The organism is Pseudomonas sp. DNDY-54 (assembly GCF_019880365.1).
Classification (GTDB): domain Bacteria; phylum Pseudomonadota; class Gammaproteobacteria; order Pseudomonadales; family Pseudomonadaceae; genus Stutzerimonas; species Stutzerimonas stutzeri_P.
In genome coordinates, this window is the sequence record NZ_CP082271.1 from 4,173,789 (window position 1) to 4,192,335 (window position 18,547).

Consider the following 18,547-nt stretch of genomic DNA (forward strand, 5'->3'; position numbering starts at 1 on the left):
CTCCCTCATTTCATATGGAACCCGAACGGGCTCTGCGCGGGTGCGGGATTGCCGCTGACAGTCGGTAGATCGCCAGGCATCAGCATCGCTTGGGTCTGCACCGGCTCGACCAGGTAGGGGGTGATGAGAATCACCAGCTCGGTCTCGTTGCGCTGGAACCGCTTGGAGCGGAACAGGCTGCCGAGTACTGGCATGTCACCCAGCAGCGGGATCTTCTCCACATCCTGGGCGCTGCCTCGCTGGAACAGCCCGGCGATGGCAAAGGTCTGCCCGCTGCCCACCTCGACTCGGGTGTCGGCGCGGCGAACGCGGAACGACGGCACTTGGAAACTGCCAATCCCCAGGCTGCTGGTACCCATCAGGGTGCTGACTTCCGGCCTGACGCGCAGGGCGATGCGATCGTTCGGCAGCAGGGTCGGGCTGAACAGCAGCGAAACGCCGTAAGACTTGTATTCGATGCCGACCAGGTCGCGATTGACCGGCACCGGTACCGGCACTTCACCACCTGCAAGGAAGCTCGCGGTCTCGCCAGTGGTGGCGGTGATGTTGGGTTCCGCGAGAATTTCCAGCACCCCATTGCCCTGGAGCGCTTCCAGCACCGTATCGATGTTGAAATGCCCCGAGCTCAGGCCCGCGGAGATCAGGTTCGAGGCGCCTGCCGCCGCCTGGGCTGGAAGCGCGCCGCCACTGAGCAGGCCAAATGAAAAGGTACCGTTGTTGAACAGCGCATCCCAGCTGACCCCATAGCGAAGCAGCTCCTCGCGCGACACCTCGGCGAAACGTACGCGGATGTTCACCTGGGTGGCGCCGTCGTAGGTCGTGTTGTTAACCGCGCCGTTCCAGGCCTGGCCGGTCGGATCGAGCAGCGCATTGAGGCTGGCCGCCTCTGCCACATCGCTCACGCTACCCTGGGCCACCAGGCGGTTACCGGCGGCGCTCACCTGCGTACGCCCCTTTGGATGCAGCTCACGCAAGCCATCATCGAGGGCCTGGGGGCTGGCGCTCACGTTAAGCCTCAGCGAGGCGATTTCAGCGCCCTCGGCATCCAGCACGTTGAGGCTGGTATGCCCGCTCTGCTTGCCGAACACGTAGATCACACCGGGTGAAACCACCTGCAGGTCGGCGATGCTCGGCTCGGCCACCAGCACCGAGTCCACCGGCTCGTCGAAACGCAGCACGCGGCCTTCGCCCGCGCTCAGTTGCAGCGACGAACCTGCGGTGCGCTGGGCCGACGCGGGCGCCATGAAGCCCAACAGCACTGACAACAACAGCCACATCCATGCGGGTTTCATGAGGCGTTCACCAGGGTCGAGGTATCGACGGCGACGGATTCCTCGGTCGTCGTCGAGTCCGTGTTGATCACCTTGATCGCCTGCAGGTTGTAGCCTGCCGCCAGCTCGGTGAAGGACAGCACCGCGAGCTCCAGCTCCTCGCGGGCACAGATGCGCGCCAAAAAAGGCCGCAGCTCGGGGTGCACCACCAGTACGGCCTGGCGCGGCTCGGGCAGTGCCTCACAGCACTGGCGCAGCTCCCGGAGCAGTCGCCGAAACAGTTCGCGGGCCTTGGCACTCCCGCGCGCGCCGTCCTGGTCACGCACGCCGTCGAGCAGCTTGCCGAGCGACCGCGAGCCAATCACGAATGCGCTGATCACGCGGTTGCCGTCGGCGTGCTGATGACTGATCTGGCGGGCAAGGGACCGTCTCAGGTGCTCGATCAGCGCCTGCGCATCGCCTTCGCGGTCCTTGCCGTTCCACTCGACCATCGCCTCGAGCAGGGCGCGGCTATTGCGGATCGAAACACCCTCGCGGACCAGCCCGCGAAGCGCTTCGGCCAACCGCTGGACCGGCAACACCCTTACGGCTTCCGTGACCAGCTCGGGATACTCCTCTTCCATGCGCGCCAGCAGCTGCCGCGTTTCCTGGATGCCAAGGAAGTCTCCGGCATGGCGACGCAGGGTTCGACCCAGCAGTGTCGTCAGCACCTCTTCCGGCAGCAGGTAGCCGATACCGGCTTCGTCGAGGCCTGGCTGCTCGGCGCGTGCGATCCAGGTGGCCGGCCCGCTGGTAAGAGGCGACCCGGCCTCGTATCGCTGAACATCGAGCAGTTCCAGGTGCAGCGGATCGTCCTGGTACAGCAGGCGATCCGGCGACAGCTCACCGGTTTCGAGTGGAATGCCCTCGAGCTCGATACGAAACGAGTGGGCGGCGTCCGACGGCACCAGGTGCACGGCTGGCAATGGAAACTCGATGCCAAGTTCGGCGTGCAACTCGTTGCGCAGCGCCTCGAGGCGCTGCTGGAAAGGATGCAGCGCGATGCTTTGCCCAAGACCCGGCCCGATCTTGAGCAGGACGCGGCTGTTTTCCGGCGCGGCTGACGGCGTTTCAGCCGGCGGCGCGGGTACTTCGGCTTCGCTGCTTTCGCTTGCCTGCGCCTGCGCAACTGCCTGGCGCTGTTCATTACGGCGGATGAGGTAAGCGATGCCGCCCAGCAACAGCGCCAGCCCGATGAACACCGTGGCCGGAAAGCCGGGAACGAAGGCCATCGCGACGAGGATGACCGCGGTCAACGAGAGCGCGCGCTGGCCGCTGGCGATCTGCCCGATGATCTCGCTGCCCAGATCGGCGCCGCCCTCGCCACTACTGACCCGAGTCACGACAGTGCCGGCCGCCAGCGCGATCAGCAAAGCCGGGATCTGTGCCACCAGCCCGTCTCCCACGGTCAGCAGCGAATACACCTGCGCCGCTTCGGCAAAGCTCATGTCGCGCTTGAGCATGCCGATCGTGAGCCCGCCGATGAGGTTGACGAACAGGATCACCAGCGCCGCGATGGCATCGCCCTTGACGAACTTCATCGAGCCGTCCATCGCACCGAACAGCTGGCTTTCACGCTGCAGATTGGAACGCCGCCGGCGCGCCTCGTGCTGATCGATGTCGCCGTTGCGCAGGTCGTTGTCGATGCTCATCTGCTTGCCGGGCATGGCATCCAGCGTGAAGCGCGCCGCCACTTCGGCGACCCGCTCTGCCCCCTTGGTGATGACGATGAACTGGGCAATCGTGATGATCAGGAAGATCACCATCCCCACCACCAGCTCGCCAGCGATGACGAAATTACCGAACGCCTCGACGATATTGCCGGCGTCGCCCTGCAACAGGATCAGCCGGGTGGTGGTAATCGACAGGGAAAGCCGGAACAGGGTGCTGAGCAGGATCAGCGGCGGCAGCGTGGACAGCTCCACCGGGCTGGAGATGTAGAAGGCGACAATCAGCACCAGCATGCTCAGGGCGATGTTGATGGCGATCAGGGTGTCGACCAGATAGGTCGGCAGCGGGATGATCATCATCGCGATGGCCATCAGCATGAAGGCTACGATCACCACATCGGTCCGCTGCGCAGCCATGCGGGCCAGGGCGTTGAGCCGCGCCATCATCGCGCGCTTCCTCCACGCTCGGCGATATAGCGCCGGAACAGCTGGCGCGCCTCGTCACGCCGCCCGGCCTGCAACAGCGCGCGGCTGCGCAGCAAGAGCAGCCCGGGCGCCGGGCCCTGGAGCGCCACCAGGGCATCCAGTGCAGCCAGGGCGCGCTCGCCGTCGCCAACAGCGGTGAAGGCCAGCGCCAGGTGGCGCAGCAGCGTCGGATTGCCGGGCTGAATCTGATTGGCGAGCAGTAACAGCACCAGCGCGCGCTCCGTCTGACCGGCGCGCCGATAGATGTTCGCCAGTTCCTGCAGGAGCCTTGCGGCGTCACGATCGGCGGTGTTCATCCTTCCTCCAGGTCGACGCGCTGCCGATCAAGGGATTGGCGGATATCGATTTCTTCTCGAATCAATGTCATGGCCAGGCCCCTGGTATCGGTATCCAGCGCGAGAGAGGGCAGGATGCGCTCGAGGATGTCTTCAAGAATTTCGGTTGGCCGCGAACCGCTGAATAGCGCAGGTGCGGTCTCCTCCGGCTCGCCCAGCCGTTGCAGGTCGCGCTGTAGCGCACGCGTCGCCGCTGGCGGCAGCAGCGCTTCGAACGATGCGGCCGAACGTTCCCGTGACGCGGGGACTGCATCCACCGGCTCCGTGACGGCCAGCGCGGGCGGGCGTCCTTCGGAAATTCTCATCGGTCCGGTCAGCCTTCCGCCGCACGGGTGTCTGCCGGCACGGCGACCGCTGCCTTGTCGTCCAGGGTGAAGGCAAAGCGCTGTTCGCCGCGCGCCAGGACGACCTGATCGCTTTCGATTCGCTCGATCAACCAGCCATCGCGGGTTGCGGCGCCTGGTATCAGGCGCTTGCCAGAGGCGTCGATCAGATAGGGCTCGTCACCGAACCAGATGGCCTGAAAACTGACCTGCGGTTGCGTCTCGGCCTCCGCGAGCGTCGCTTGGCGATGCAGCAGGAAACGACTGGCGTACTGGCGATCAAAGTGCCGCTGCAGCGCCACCCAGTCGGAAGTTTGACCTGCTGCATAGCGTCCGCTGGCGACGAGCTGTCCATCGCGGATGGAAATTTCCACTGCATCCAGACCGAGCTCCTCGGCCAGCAGCGCCAGCTCGGTGCGGATGTCGCCGATGGACGTTTCCGGCTGTTGTTCAACCGATACGGCACCCGCGATGTGTTGCGGGTCCTGCGCCTCGAACGCTGGACGCTCCTGCAGCATCGCCACCGCACCGGCGCAGATCAGCATGAACACGGCAGCCAGCAGCCATTGCGGCTTGCCGTACCACACCGGCGTGCGGGCGGTCGCTGTGGAGGCGGGTTCGGCCAGGCGGATACGCGCCTGCCCTAGCAGAATGTCTACCGGGAAGCGGGCCCGGTAACCGTGGCCACGGCTGACAAGCGTTTCACGGCCAGCCTCGGCTACCGTGACCGCGCCACCAATGGCCTCGATAAAAAGCAGGCGATCCGCCAGGCGCAGCCTGAGGTGTTCGTCGGCAATGCCTGCGTCACCGAGCACCAGGCCTGCCGAAGCGCCCGAGCCGATGCTGCAGATGGGTTCGTCCAGCTCCAGGGATACGCCGCAATGCAGGCCGGCCGTCACCGTGAGGGTAGGCAGCGCCTGATTCGACGCGGACGAACAGGAAGCCATGGCTGTCATCGCGATCACCCAACGACCTGCACCGGTTGGTGCTGAACGGAAAGAGGTATTGGCACGTCATGGGTGCCTGATTGCTGAAGATGGCAAAGACGGCGACGAGAGACGCCGCCTTTGCAGCCGAATCAGTTCTGCGGACGCTGCTTGGTCGCGTCGAGCTCGGCTTTCTTCATGGTCGTCAACGCCGTGATCTGCGCTGACTTGGCGATGGCGAAATCGAACGCCTGTTCCATCTGCTGGATCGAGCTGTCGGTGCCCTCGGAGTTGAGGTCTGGCGTTTTGTTCAAGGTTTCAGCTGACATTGGGATGGCTCCACTGTGGGTTACAGGTAGGGGCGGCGACGCCGTAGCGACCATCGCCATGCTGAAGAAACGGGCGGCAAGCCGGTCGTTGTTCAGCGCGTTCATCCTAGGAGCCGTATCGAATGGCGTGTTGTTAAACGTTGTTAAGCCTGCACTTCACGCCTTTTCACCGTAAGTGCCTTTAGCGCACCGGGACGCGACCGTTGCGCCAAGGGTGCCGCGGGCTTGTTTGGAATTGCGACTGTTTGCAGGCGCCGGTGCGCCTCAGGCGGACGGCGCGCCCTGGGCCGCATCCCGCGGCAGCAGCAATCCGAGGGGCAGGCTGACGCGGGCTTCAAGGCCGCCGCCTTCGCGGTTGCGCAGCTCGACGATGCCGCCGTGCTGGGAGGCGATGCGCTTGACGATGGCCAGCCCGAGTCCGGCGCCCTGCCCCCCACGAGCCCGGTCGCCGCGAATGAAGGGGTTAAAGATTTCGCCTAACTCGCTCGGATCGATCCCCGCGCCCCGATCCAGCACGCTCAGCACCACGTAGGGCGCGCTGCTGTCTCCGGAGACATGGGCCGCGACCTCTACGCCGTGGCCACCGTAGCGCAGAGCGTTCTCGATCAGGTTGACCAATAGGCGCTTGACCGACACCCGGCGCAGGGCAAGTTGCGGCATCGGTTCAACACACAAACGCACCGTCTCACCGTACTGGTTGTAGGGTGCGACCACCTCACGCACCAGCTCGCCCAGGTCGACGCTCTCCACCGGCTCGTCACTGCCGTCGCGCACGAACGCGAGAAACTGGTCGAGGATCGCGTTCATGTCCTCGATATCGCGAACCATATCCTCAGTGAGCTCGGCTTCACTGGTCATCAGTTCCAGCGACAGACGCAGGCGCGTCAGCGGCGTGCGCAAGTCATGAGACACGCCGGCAAGCATCAGCTCGCGCTCGCGGCCAGCCTGCTCGACGTCTTCGGCCATCTGATTGAACGCGCGATACACCTCGGTCATTTCACTCGGCGTATCGCTGATGGGCAGCCGCACGCTGCGTCCCTTGCCGATCTGCCGCGCCGCATAGACCAGACGTTTGAGCGGCAGGTTGAGCTGACTGACAAAAATCCAGGCCGCCGCAGTCGACAGCAGGCCGATCCCGAGGAACCAGCCCAGCACGCTCCAGATGCGCTGGCCGCGCAACGGGTAGGCGTAGAGCGGGACCTGTAACCAATCCGGGCCTAATTCGGGCGCCCGTACCCAGATGGCTGTCTGTGGCTGGATACGTACACGGACCTCCGTGCCGGCGCCAAGCTCCGTCTGCATCTGCCGCTGGAAGATCTCGGTGTACGGCCAGTGGTACTCGCTGGGCGGTACGTCCTCGACAGCAACCCGCTGCAGGCCGGCGGCCTCGGCAATCCGTTCGCGGTTCTGGTCGTCGGCGGCCCAGTAGGCACGCAAGGTCAGTGCCGCACCGTGGCTGTATTGACGATCGACCATGACGTCCTCGTTCATCATCAGGTACACGAGCATCAGTACCTTGGAGAAGAGCACGACGATCAGCACCATCCACAGGGTGCGGGCGAAGAAGCTTTGCGGGAACCAGAGCGGGGTTTTCATAAACAAGCCGATGTAGACCGCAGGAGGCTGTGCGAACAAGCACAGCGATGAGGGGCTGCCGCGTGCAGGCTGGGTCGGGCGCTGCGCCGCTTAGCCAACCGAATCGTGGTGGGCTGAAGCCCACCCTACGACGCTGGGGAAAAACGACGAGATCCGTGAGCCACCCAGTGATACAGACCGAGACAAGCACCGCACCCCAATCCGGCTCAGCGCCGCGCGCATGTGCCGGCGGCTATTTGTTTCCATCAGGCACGAACACATAACCCACGCCCCAAACCGTCTGGATGTAACGCGGTTTGGACGGGTCAGGCTCGATCAGGCGTCGCAGGCGGGAAATCTGCACGTCGATGGAACGCTCCAGCGCGTCCCACTCGCGCCCACGGGCCAGGTTCATCAGCTTGTCGCGCGTCAGCGGCTCGCGGGCGTGCTGCACCAGCGCCTTGAGCACAGCGAATTCACCGGTGGTCAGCATGTGCACCTGATCGCCCTTCTTCAGCTCGCGGGTGCCGAGGAACAGCTCGTAGTCACCAAAGGTCACCGTCTCGTCTTCGCTGCCCGGCGCGCCCGGTACCTGTGGCGCCTGGCGGCGCAGGACCGCACGGATACGTGCCAGCAGCTCGCGTGGATTGAAGGGCTTGGCCAGGTAATCGTCGGCGCCCTGCTCCAACCCCTGAATGCGACTGGCCTCGTCGCCCTTGGCGGTGAGCATGATGATCGGGATCTGGTTGCCACCGGTGCGCAACCGGTTGCAGGCGGACAGGCCATCCTCGCCCGGCATCATCAGGTCCAGCACGACCAGATGGAACAGCTCGCGGCTGAGCAGACGGTCCATCTGCTCGGCACTTTCCACGGTCCGTACGCGATAGCCCTGCTCATCAAGAAACCGCTCGAGCAGACGCCGCAGGCGGGCGTCATCGTCAACAATCAGGATCTTTTCGCCTTCGCTGGCGGGTGCAGTGCTGCTCATGAGAACTCCCGGAATGATCGACGGCGCATTATGCGCGCAGTGTTGTAAACGCAACTGACAGCCATTGTTAGCAGATTTTGCGGGGGGAAGCCGAGAGCCAAAGGAATGAGTCGGCGTACCCACCACTGGCTTTTTCGTCCGACTGCCCGCCTCAAGCCGGCCGCTGCCCTTATAATCGCGCCCTTTCGCGCAGGCACGGCCTGCATGGTTTGACTGACCCAGGTAGGTTCATGGACAGCATCAACTCCCGCATTGCCGCTGAATTGGGCGTGCGCCCGCAACAGGTCGCCGCCACCGTGGCGCTGCTTGACGAAGGCTCCACCGTCCCCTTCATCGCCCGATACCGCAAGGAAGTCACCGGCAGCCTCGACGACACCCAGCTGCGCCTGCTCGAGGAGCGCCTGCGCTACATGCGCGAGCTGGACGACCGTCGCGCCTCGATCCTTGCCAGCATCGAGGAACAGGGCAAGCTCGCGCCCGAGCTCAAGCGTGAAATCGACCTCGCCGACACCAAGACCCGCCTCGAAGACCTTTACCTGCCTTATAAGCAGAAGCGCCGCACCAAGGGCCAGATCGCCCTGGAAGCCGGCCTCGGCGAGTTGGCCGACGCGATTTTTGCCGATCCTGAGCTCAATCCCGAAAGCGAGGCCGCACGCTTCGTCGATGCCGAGAAGGGCTTCGCCGATACCAAGGCGGTGCTCGAAGGCGCCAAGTACATCCTGATGGAGCGCTTCGCCGAAGACGCCAATTTGCTGGCCAAGCTGCGCGACTTCCTCACCCACAACGCCACGCTGAGCGCGCGCGTGGTGCCCGGCAAAGAAAACGAAGGCGCCAAGTTCAGCGACTATTTCGAACACGACGAACCGCTCAAGAGCGCGCCGTCACACCGTGCGCTGGCGATCTTTCGCGGGCGCAACGAAGGCGTGCTCAGCGTCAGCCTGAAGGTCGGCGACGAGGCGCCCGGGACCATGCACCCCGGCGAAGTGATGATCGGCGAGCGCTTCGGTATCTCCAACCGCGGGCGAGCAGCGGACAAGTGGCTCGGCGATGTGGTGCGCTGGACCTGGAAAGTGAAGCTCTACACCCACCTGGAAACCGACCTGCTCGGCGAACTGCGCGACAAGGCCGAAGACGATGCCATCGGCGTCTTCGCCCGCAACATGCATGATCTGCTGCTGGCCGCGCCGGCCGGTCCGCGTGCCACGCTGGGGCTCGATCCGGGTTTGCGCACCGGCTGCAAGGTGGCCGTGGTCGATGCCACCGGCAAGCTGCTGGACACCGCTACGGTCTACCCACACGCGCCGCGCAACGACTGGGACGGCACCCTGGCCGTGCTGGCCAAGCTCTGCGCCAAACACAGCGTCGACCTGATCGCCATCGGCAACGGCACCGCCAGCCGTGAAAGTGACCGGCTCGCCGCCGACCTGATCAAGCAGGTGCCGGGCCTCAAGCTGACCAAGGTGATGGTCTCCGAGGCCGGCGCTTCGGTGTACTCGGCCTCGGAACTGGCCGCCAAGGAATTTCCGGATCTGGACGTCTCGATCCGCGGCGCCGTATCCATCGCGCGGCGCCTACAAGACCCGCTCGCCGAACTGGTGAAGATCGAACCGAAAGCCATCGGCGTGGGCCAGTACCAGCACGATGTGTCCCAGCTCAAATTGGCGCGCTCGCTGGATGCCGTGGTGGAAGACTGCGTGAACGCCGTCGGCGTCGACGTCAATACGGCTTCGGTGGCGCTGCTGGCGCGGATTTCTGGCCTGAACACCACCCTGGCGCAGAACATCGTCGCCTACCGTGACGCCAACGGCGCGTTCAAGGCACGCAACGAGTTGAAGAAGGTGCCACGTCTGGGCGACAAGACCTTCGAACAGGCGGCCGGCTTCCTGCGCGTGATGAATGGCGAGAACCCGCTGGACGCCTCGGCCGTTCACCCGGAAACCTATCCATTAGTCAAACGCATCGCCCAGGACACCGGGCGCGACATCCGCTCACTGATCGGTGACTCGGCGTTCCTCAAGCGCCTGGACCCCAAGCAGTTCACTGATGAAAGTTTCGGCCTGGTCACCGTCAGCGACATCCTGCAGGAGCTGGAAAAGCCCGGCCGCGATCCGCGCCCCGAGTTCAAGACCGCGGAGTTCCAGGACGGTGTCGAGAAGCTCAGCGACCTGACACCCGGGATGGTGCTCGAAGGTGTGGTCACCAACGTGACCAACTTCGGTGCCTTCGTCGACATCGGCGTACATCAGGACGGCCTGGTACACATCTCGGCGCTGTCCGAGAAGTTCGTCAAGGATCCCTACGAAGTGGTCAAGGCCGGCGACATCGTCAAGGTCAAGGTCATGGAAGTGGATATCCCACGCCAGCGTGTCGGATTGTCCATGCGCATGAGCGATACCCCAGGCGAAAAGGCGGACGGCATGCGCGGCGGTGGCAACAACCGCAGCGGCCAGGGCCGTGGCGAGCGCAAGGCGGCCAAGCCAGAGGCCAAACCGGCTCCGGCCAACAACGCCATGGCCGCGCTGTTCGCCAACGCCAAGAACCTGAGGAAATAAGGTGCGGGAAGTCGAAGCAGTGGGGAGCAGCAGCGCCTTCGGGCGTCTGCTGGGTCTTGAAATCGTCAAGGCCGAGAATGGCGAAGCGGTGCTGCGCCTGGAGATGCACGACGGCTTGCGCAACCTGCACGGCAAACTGCACGGCGGCGCGCTGTTCTCGCTGATCGACACCGCGATGGGCCAGGCGAGCCACAGCCTCAACGGCGGCGAGCCCAACAGCGTCACCCTGGAATGCAAGGTCAATTACATTCGCCCGGTGACCGAAGGCGAGCTGACCTGTCGCGCCTGGGTGGTGCACGGCGGCCGGCGCACTCAGGTGCTCGAAGCCGAAGTCCATCAAGGCGAGAAACTGGTCGCCAAGGCGCAGGCGACCTTCTCGGTCTTGTGAGGCATTGCGCCGCAGCTGAGGGTTCGCTGGAAACGCCCTGCAGCAGTGCGGGGTCCAACGCTGACGGCCTCTTGTAGAGCGTGCGATCCACCCCCATATTGTGCCGACTGACGCGTGAAGGAATTCCCAATTGAGCGATCTTCTCTCCCACCGCCTGGCGTTGCTGGCCGAGCATCAAAACCTGTCGCTGCTCTCGCAATGCCTGCATGGGATCGAGCGCGAATGCCTGCGAGTCGATGGCCAGGGCCAACTGGCGTTGACGCCGCATCCCCGCGCACTGGGCTCGGCACTGACGCATCCGAAGATCACCACGGACTATTCCGAAGCGCTGCTAGAGTTCATCACCGGCACCGAAACCGATCCGCAAAAAACGCTGACCGAGCTGGACGCGATCCATCGCTACACCTACAGCAAGCTCGGCGATGAGCTGCTCTGGAGCCCGTCGATGCCCGGCCACCTGCCGGACGAGTCGCAGATTCCCATCGCCGAGTACGGCAGCTCCAACATCGGCCGTCTCAAGTACGTCTATCGCCAAGGGCTGGCATTGCGCTACGGCAAGACCATGCAATGCATCGCCGGCATTCACTACAACTTCTCGCTGCCCGAGGCGTTATGGTCAGTGCTGCAAGCCGACGAAGGCGATGACCGCTCGCAGCAGGATTACCAGTCCTCGCGCTATATCGCACTGATCCGCAACTTCCGCCGCTACAGCTGGCTGCTGATGTACCTCTTTGGCGCCTCGCCGGCGCTGGATGCGAGTTTCATGCGCGGCCGTTCGCACCAGCTCCAGCAGCTCGACGACGACACCCTTTACCTGCCCTACGCCACCAGCCTGCGCATGAGCGATCTGGGCTACCAGAGCAATGCCCAGGCCGGCCTGACGCCTTGCTATGACGATCTGCCGAGCTACACCAGCAGCCTGCACAAAGCCGTTTCGACCCCCTACCCCGAGTACGCGGCGTTGGGGACCAAGGATGCCGACGGCAATTGGCAGCAGCTCAATACCAACGTGTTGCAGATCGAGAACGAGTACTACTCGAACATTCGTCCCAAGCGGGTCACGGCCACTGGCGAGCGGCCGCTGCATGCCCTGCGGGCGCGCGGGATTCAGTACATCGAAGTGCGCTGCCTGGACATCAACCCCTTCCTGCCACTGGGCATCGACCTCGACGAGGCGCGCTTCCTCGATGCCTTCCTGCTGTTTTGTGCACTGCAGCAAAGCCCCTGTCTGGCCGAAGGCGAATGCAGTGCCAGCAACGACAACTTTCTCAGGGTGGTCAAGGAAGGCCGCAAACCGGGCCTGGAGCTGCGGCGCTGTGGTGAAAGCCTCTCGCTGCAGGCCTGGGCCAATGAAGTCATCGGTGAGATCAGCAAGGTTGCGGCATTGCTGGACCAAAGCCACGGCGGCGAGCATCACGCCCGCGCCCTAGCCGCCCAGCAAGCGAAGGTCGACGACAGCAGCCTGACCCCTTCGGCGCGAGTCCTCCACGAACTGCAGAGCAACCGCGAAAGTTTCGGTGAATTCGCGCTACGCCAGACGCGCCGCCACGCCGCTTATTTCCGCGAACAACCACTGCCGGACACCGACCTCCGCTACTTTGACCAGGCTGCGCGCGAATCCCTGGAACAGCAGGCCGTGATGGAAGCCGGCGATGAATTGGACTTCGACAGCTTCGTCGCCGAATACCAGCGCAGCCTCACCGCCTGAACCAGCCGTCGTTTCGTTACCCATGACGAAACGACGGCAGTGGTTGATATCACTGATATTTATAGCGCGTCATAGCCGCTCTACCCTCTTGCCAACAGCGCCGTTGCTCGGCAAATCCGTTCGGGCCGGGAAATCTTCGCGGGGTGCACCTCTCTAAAATTCTGTCCCTCCCGTGCGGCCGCTTCCGACCGCCTGTGATGGGCACCAGAACAATAAAAAGAGAGGTGCACGATGTCTTTGCTCGACATGCTGATATCCGCCCGCAGAGGTACGCTGGCAACGGCGACCACGATCGGCTTGCTGTTCGCATTGGTTGTCCTGACCAACAGCGCCATTGCGGCACCGTCCCCGGTCGCCGGTGCCATCAGCGGCGGCGGACCCGCATTGGCGCAACTGCGCTATGACCTCACGCTTACGTCGTTCGACGGCACGCCCATCGCAGTCACAGTGTTCCAGCCGGCATTGGCCGAAGGTCAGGCTGCGCCGCTGTTGATGTACAGCCATGGCTGGGGCGGAAGCCGCTCCACGGCGCTCAACGAGAGCGACTCGCTCACCGCCGCTGCGCGGCGCGCCTGGGAATCAGGCTACTTCGTATTGACCTTCGATCAGCGCGGCTTCGGCGACAGCGGAGGCAAGGCCAACGTCCAGGACCCAGCGATCGAAGGCCGTGACATTCAGACCTTGCTGGACTGGGCCGAAGGCACCCTCACCCCGCATCTGGCTTATCTGCGCGGCGATCCGCTGGTGGGCGGTATCGGCCTGAGCTATGGCGGGGGCTTCCAGCTCATCGGCGCCAGCATCGATCCGCGCTTCGATGCGCTCGTGCCGATGATTACCTGGCATGACCTGTCGTACAGCCTGACCCCCAATGGCGTGCCGAAAACCTTGTGGCTCACGCTGCTCAGCGGACTGGCGCTGAACGACCAGGCCCCGTGGATTACCGAAGCCTATGCGCAGTCGCTGTCTGGCAATGTCAGCGACGAGGCGACGCAGCGCCTCGCCGGCAATGGCCTGGGCGCCTTTTGCGGCCCGGACGGCCAAGCGCCACGGGTCGATGCGTTCTTTATCCAGGGCGCCAATGACACCCTGTTCAACACGAACGAGGCCGCCTGGAACTACCAATGCCTGCGCCAAGCCGGCAACGACGCCTACTTGCTGGTTTCCACCGGCGGTCATCTGCTGCCCGGCATGCAGCAGGGCGCACTCGGTTCGGTAGACGCTGACGTGCAGTGCGGCGCGAGCAACTACCGGATCGCCGACCTGGCCTACAACTTCCTCGACGGCAAGCTTCGCAAGCTCCAGCGGCGCATCGACATGCCACGGGTCTGCGTGACGCAGAGCGAACAGCACGGCATCGTCGCCGATCAGATGCCGCGCGGTGGTTTGCAAGTGAATGTGAACAGCGGCGACCTGCTGGTCGGCCCACCGTCCCTCGATTTGGTGTTGAATCTGCTGTTGAAGCTGGAGCCGGCAAGGCTCTCTGAAACACTGAGCCGCCTGTCTGCCAGCAGTGTGCGCATCCTGCTCGGTGCGTTGAGCGGCCTCGGCAAAGGCAACCCGGAACAGATGACTGCACTGCTCAATGAGTTAGTGACGGCGCTGCCGCCTGAGCTGATCGCCGAACTGGGTAGCGCGCCGCGCTTTGTGCCGCTGTACCGCGCCAGTGGTGTGCAGACGCTGGCCGGCCTACCGCTGGCCGATCTGACGCTCGAGGGTGAAGCGGCCCTTGATCCGCGGGTGTTCGTCGGTCTCGGCGTCAAGCGTATGGCCACCGGCCGCAGCGAGCTGCTGCAGGATCAGATCCTGCCGCTGCGGGGCGTCGGAACACACAGCACGGAGCTGATTGGCATCAGCACCCAGTTGCAGCACGGCGACGAGGTCGGTCTGATGCTCTATGGCTTCCACCCGCAGTACACCCTGAGCTTTTCCAGGCTACCAAGCGCGGTCAACGTGCGCGGTACCGTCCAGCTGCCGTTGCATTGAGCCGATGGCGGGCGTTGCGCCCGCCATTTAGCGTCACAACGCTTTCTCGAAAATCTTCGAGTTGCGCTGAAAGTTGTAGAACGAAGCCCTTGCCGCCGGCAGTCGCTCAACGCCGCTCGGCTCGAAACCGCGCTCGCGGAACCAGTGCGCCGTACGCGTGGTAAGCACGAACAGCGTTTTCAACCCGAGCTTGCGGGCGCGGGCTTCAATGCGCTCGAGCAGTTCATCACCGCGACCGCCGTGGCGGTATTCGGGATTGACCGCCAGACAGGCCAGCTCGCCCGCATCGGAATCGGCAATGGGGTAGAGCGCGGCGCAGGCAATGATCAGCCCATCGCGCTCGACAATGCTGAACTGCTCCACTTCGCGCTCCAGCACCTCACGCGAACGTCGCACCAGAATGCCCTGCTCTTCCAGCGGAGTGATCAGGTCGATCAGCCCGCCGACATCTTCGATGGTCGCTTCACGCAGCTGCTCGAACTGCTCCTGCGTCACCAGGGTGCCGTCGCCGCCGTCGCGGGTGAACAGCTCATTGAGCAACGAGCCGTCCTCGGCATAACTGATCACGTGGCTGCGCCGCACGCCGCCCTTGCAGGCTTGCGCAGCCGCGTCCAGCAGCTCGGCCTGATAGCTGCCGACCAGTCGTTCGAGATAGGCCGGGATCTGCGGCGGACGCAGTTCGCGCACCAGTTTGCCCAGCTCGTCGCGCAACCCGCGCTCAGCCCCATAGAGCACCAGCTTGTCAGCCTGCAGATCGACCGCCGCGCGAGTGGCGATGTCTTCACAGGCGATGTTGAAGATCTCCCCGGTGGGCGAATAACCCAGCGGCGAGAGCAGCACGATGGTGCGTTCGTCGAGCAGACGGCCGATGCCCTTGCGGTCGACCCGGCGCACCTCGCCGGTGTGGTGAAAGTCCACGCCATCGAGTACGCCGATCGGCCGCGCCGTGACAAAGTTGCCACTGGCCACGCGCAAGCGGGCGCCCTGCATCGGCGAGGCGGCCAGGTCCATCGACAGCCGCGCCTCTAGGGCGATGCGCATGTGGCCAACGGCGTCGATCACACACTCCAGTGTGGCCGAATCGGTGATACGCAGGTCGCGGTGAAAGCGCGGTTGGATGCCGCGTGCGGCCAGCCGCGCTTCAATTTGTGGACGCGAGCCGAACACCAGTACCAGCCGAACCCCGAGGCTGTGCAACAGCACCAGGTCATGGACGATATTGGCGAAGTTCGGGTGCTCCAGCGCGTCACCCGGCAGCATGACGACAAACGTGCGGTCACGGTGAGCGTTGATATAAGGAGAGGAGTCGCGAAGCCAGCTAACGTAGTTGTGCATGTGCAGAAAGCCTTCAGATAACCGCTTTTTTCAGTCCGCAAGACGGGTCGAGTGAGTCGATGCAGGGAGCAAATTCATGCTGCGATGGGGATCGCCGAATCTGCCCCTATCCTCGGTTCGCCGGTTGAAGGCAATAGTGTTCGATCATCTGGCGTAGCAGCCTCACAGTGGGTTCGATTCGGTCGAGATCCAGGTATTCGTTCGGTTGGTGCGCGCAAGCGATGTCGCCCGGACCGAGCACCAGCGTCTCGCAGCCGAGCTGTTGAAGATAAGGCGCTTCAGTGGAGAAGGCCACTGCTTCGGCGTCGTGTCCGGTGAGGCGCTCGGCCAGCTTGACCAGTTCACCCTCAGCGGGCTGATCGAACGCCGGTACGCTGGGAAACAACGGCGTTAGGTCGATCTTCACCCCGTGCCTGTCAGCTACCGGGCGCAACCGCTGACTGATGGCCTCGCGCAGCTGTTCCGGATCCATGCCCGGCAGCGGCCGCAGGTCGTACTCCAGCGAGCACTGGCCGCAGATCCGGTTGGGATTGTCGCCGCCATGAATACAGCCCAGATTGAGTGTCGGCTGCGGCACGTCGAACAGCGGATTGTTGTACTGCCGCTGCCATTCGCGCCGCAGCGCAATCAGCTCACCCATGACGTCGTGCATGGCTTCCAGCGCACTGTGGCCAAAGGCGGGATTGGATGAATGCCCGCTCTGCCCGTGAATCTCGATGCCTTCCATCATGATGCCCTTGTGCAGACGCACCGGCCGTAGCCCTGTCGGCTCACCGATCACCGCCGCGCGCCCCAGCGGCCGTCCTGCCTCGGCCAGCGCACGCGCACCCGACATCGAGCTTTCCTCGTCGCAGGTGGCGAGTATCAGCAGCGGCTGTTTGAACGGCTGGTCGAGCAAGGGCAACACAGCTTCGATGATCAACGCGAAGAAGCCCTTCATGTCACAGCTACCGAGGCCATACCAGCGGTCATCGGCCTCGCGCAGCCGTAACGGGTCGGACGACCACAGTTCGGCGTCGAAGGGGACGGTGTCGCTATGGCCGGCCAGCACCAGGCCACCCGGACCGCTGCCGTGGCTGGCGAGCAGGTTGAATTTTCCGGGCGAGATTTCCTGTGTCTCACAGGCGAACCCCAGGTCGCCCAGCCACCCGGCGAGCAGGTCGATGACCGGCCGATTGGTCTGGTCCCAATGTGCCTGGGTGCAACTCACCGACGGCGCGGCAACAAGGGCGGCAAACTGGTCTTTGAGCGAGGGGATGGGCACCGGCAGCCTCCTGAAAGACGGAAACGAATGCCCTCAGTGAAACATGAAACGCATCGCCGCAGCCTTACCGCTGGGGTAAAAACTGCGGCGACGGTCAGATCAGACGAAAATCGCCCGGAGAATCGTGAAGAATATGATCGAGAGGAACGCGCCGGCTGGCAGTGTGATCAGCCAGGACATGAAGATCGATCCGACCACGCCCAGGTTCAGGGCGCCGATACCACGAGCGATGCCGATGCCGAGCACTGCGCCGACCAGCGTATGGGTGGTCGAGACCGGCAAGCCGATGGCCGATGCACCGACCACGGTGGTTGCGGTCGCCAGCTCGGCAGCGAAACCACGGCTTGGGGTCAGCTCGGTGATTTCCTTGCCGATGGTGGCGATCACCTTGTAACCGTAGGTCGCCAGGCCGATGACGATACCGACCGCGCCCAGCAACAGCACCCAACCCGGCACCGCGGATTTCGCTGCAATCTCAGCGGCGCCGCCGGACTGAATAACCCCGACCACGGCAGCCAGCGGGCCGACGGCATTGGCCACGTCGTTGGCGCCATGGGCAAAGGCCATGGAGCAGGCAGTGAAGATCATCAGGACCGCGAAGACCTTCTCCACACTGGCGTAATGGAACGTGCGATCAGCCTCGACGTCCACTTTGATCCGCGACAGCAGCGCGATACCGGCAAGCATTACCAACACGCCGAGCGCGAACGCCAACAGAATGCCCTGACCACCGCTCAGGGTAAGGCCGACATGCTTGAGGCCTTTGGTAACGGTCATCAGTGCAACCATGAAGCCGGTCAGGAACATGTACAGCGGCACGAAGCGCTTGGCGTTCAGGAAGGGGTCATCGGTGTTGATGATCAGTTTCTGCACGCTCATGAACAGACCGAAGGCGACAATGCCGGACAACATCGGCGTCACCACCCAGCTCGCCACGATCGGGCCGATAGCATCCCAATGCACCGCATCCGTCGACACGCCGACCGCGGCAAAGCCGATGACCGCGCCGATGATCGAATGCGTGGTGGAGACCGGCCAGCCTTTCATGGTCGCGATCATCAGCCAGGTGCCGGCCGCTAACAGCGCGGACATCATGCCCAGCACCATCAGATCGGGCGAGATGACTTCCGCATCGACAATGCCGTTCTTGATCGTCTCGGTGACTTCGCCGCCCGCCAGATAAGCGCCGCAGAACTCAAAAATCATGGCGACGATGATCGCCTGCTTGATCGTCAGCGCCCTCGAACCCACCGAGGTACCCATGGCGTTGGCGACATCATTGGCGCCTACGCCCCAGGCCATGAAGAAACCGAAGACGCAGGCGAGCACCAGGAGTACGAAGCCGTATTCCGCGATAAAGGACATAAGGAATTAC

Annotated in this window: 15 protein-coding genes; 4 read left to right on the plus strand and 11 right to left on the minus strand. The window is 63.9% G+C overall.

Annotated elements, in window-relative coordinates; genetic code table 11:
• Positions 1-5: 5 nt before the first annotated feature.
• The 8 genes from K4O48_RS19350 to ompR form a co-directional block, all read right to left on the minus strand.
• Entirely contained in the window at positions 6-1,292 is a 1,287-nt protein-coding gene (locus K4O48_RS19350; RefSeq protein WP_409518912.1) for a type II and III secretion system protein family protein, read from the minus strand.
• Complete coding sequence (gene sctV, locus K4O48_RS19355; RefSeq protein WP_222909969.1) at positions 1,289-3,427, minus strand: type III secretion system export apparatus subunit SctV; 2,139 nt, start codon at positions 3,425-3,427, stop codon at positions 1,289-1,291. The genes K4O48_RS19350 and sctV overlap by 4 nt, the downstream gene beginning before the upstream one ends.
• Positions 3,424-3,762, minus strand: a complete 339-nt coding sequence (locus tag K4O48_RS19360) for a lipopolysaccharide assembly protein LapB (protein ID WP_222909971.1) — start codon at positions 3,760-3,762, stop codon at positions 3,424-3,426. Before K4O48_RS19360 ends, sctV begins: the two co-directional genes overlap by 4 nt.
• Positions 3,759-4,106: a hypothetical protein gene (locus K4O48_RS19365; protein ID WP_222909973.1), complete on the minus strand. Its 348-nt coding sequence runs from the start codon at positions 4,104-4,106 to the stop codon at positions 3,759-3,761. Before K4O48_RS19365 ends, K4O48_RS19360 begins: the two co-directional genes overlap by 4 nt.
• Before the next feature lie 8 nt (positions 4,107-4,114).
• Positions 4,115-5,071 carry an EscD/YscD/HrpQ family type III secretion system periplasmic domain-containing protein gene (locus tag K4O48_RS19370; RefSeq protein ID WP_222909974.1) on the minus strand — a complete coding sequence of 319 codons (957 nt, stop codon included), beginning with the start codon at positions 5,069-5,071 and terminating at the stop codon, positions 4,115-4,117.
• 131 nt (positions 5,072-5,202) lie between these two features.
• A complete protein-coding gene (locus K4O48_RS19375) occupies positions 5,203-5,379 on the minus strand; it encodes a hypothetical protein (protein ID WP_222912181.1) in 177 nt (58 codons plus the stop codon).
• A gap of 264 nt (positions 5,380-5,643) precedes the next feature.
• Positions 5,644-6,975 carry an ATP-binding protein gene (locus K4O48_RS19380; protein WP_222909976.1) on the minus strand — a complete coding sequence of 444 codons (1,332 nt, stop codon included), beginning with the start codon at positions 6,973-6,975 and terminating at the stop codon, positions 5,644-5,646.
• A 232-nt stretch (positions 6,976-7,207) separates the two neighbouring features.
• Positions 7,208-7,942, minus strand: a complete 735-nt coding sequence (gene ompR, locus K4O48_RS19385; RefSeq protein WP_045423341.1) for a two-component system response regulator OmpR — start codon at positions 7,940-7,942, stop codon at positions 7,208-7,210.
• Between the two features lie 230 nt (positions 7,943-8,172).
• On the opposite strand from ompR, the gene K4O48_RS19390 reads away from it, so the two are divergent.
• The 4 genes from K4O48_RS19390 to K4O48_RS19405 all read left to right on the plus strand — a co-directional run bounded on the left by K4O48_RS19390 (position 8,173) and on the right by K4O48_RS19405 (position 14,573).
• Positions 8,173-10,494 carry a Tex family protein gene (locus tag K4O48_RS19390; protein WP_222909977.1) on the plus strand — a complete coding sequence of 774 codons (2,322 nt, stop codon included), beginning with the start codon at positions 8,173-8,175 and terminating at the stop codon, positions 10,492-10,494.
• 1 nt (position 10,495) lies between these two features.
• On the plus strand, positions 10,496-10,882 hold the full coding sequence (locus tag K4O48_RS19395) for a PaaI family thioesterase (protein WP_222909979.1): 387 nt from the start codon (positions 10,496-10,498) through the stop codon (positions 10,880-10,882).
• Positions 10,883-11,012: 130 nt separating this feature from the next.
• Positions 11,013-12,590: a glutamate--cysteine ligase gene (gshA, locus tag K4O48_RS19400; protein ID WP_222909980.1), complete on the plus strand. Its 1,578-nt coding sequence runs from the start codon at positions 11,013-11,015 to the stop codon at positions 12,588-12,590.
• 231 nt (positions 12,591-12,821) lie between these two features.
• Positions 12,822-14,573, plus strand: a complete 1,752-nt coding sequence (locus tag K4O48_RS19405) for a CocE/NonD family hydrolase (protein ID WP_260523671.1) — start codon at positions 12,822-12,824, stop codon at positions 14,571-14,573.
• Positions 14,574-14,606: 33 nt separating this feature from the next.
• Here K4O48_RS19405 and argA read toward each other — a convergent pair whose 3' ends face one another.
• The 3 genes from argA to K4O48_RS19420 all read right to left on the minus strand — a co-directional run bounded on the left by argA (position 14,607) and on the right by K4O48_RS19420 (position 18,537).
• A complete protein-coding gene (gene argA, locus K4O48_RS19410; protein WP_222909982.1) occupies positions 14,607-15,908 on the minus strand; it encodes an amino-acid N-acetyltransferase in 1,302 nt (433 codons plus the stop codon).
• A gap of 106 nt (positions 15,909-16,014) precedes the next feature.
• Positions 16,015-17,172, minus strand: a complete 1,158-nt coding sequence (argE, locus tag K4O48_RS19415; protein ID WP_222909985.1) for an acetylornithine deacetylase — start codon at positions 17,170-17,172, stop codon at positions 16,015-16,017.
• Between the two features lie 99 nt (positions 17,173-17,271).
• Positions 17,272-18,537, minus strand: coding sequence for an inorganic phosphate transporter (locus tag K4O48_RS19420; RefSeq protein ID WP_222909986.1), 1,266 nt, complete (start codon positions 18,535-18,537; stop codon positions 17,272-17,274).
• Between the last annotated feature and the right edge of the window lie 10 nt (positions 18,538-18,547).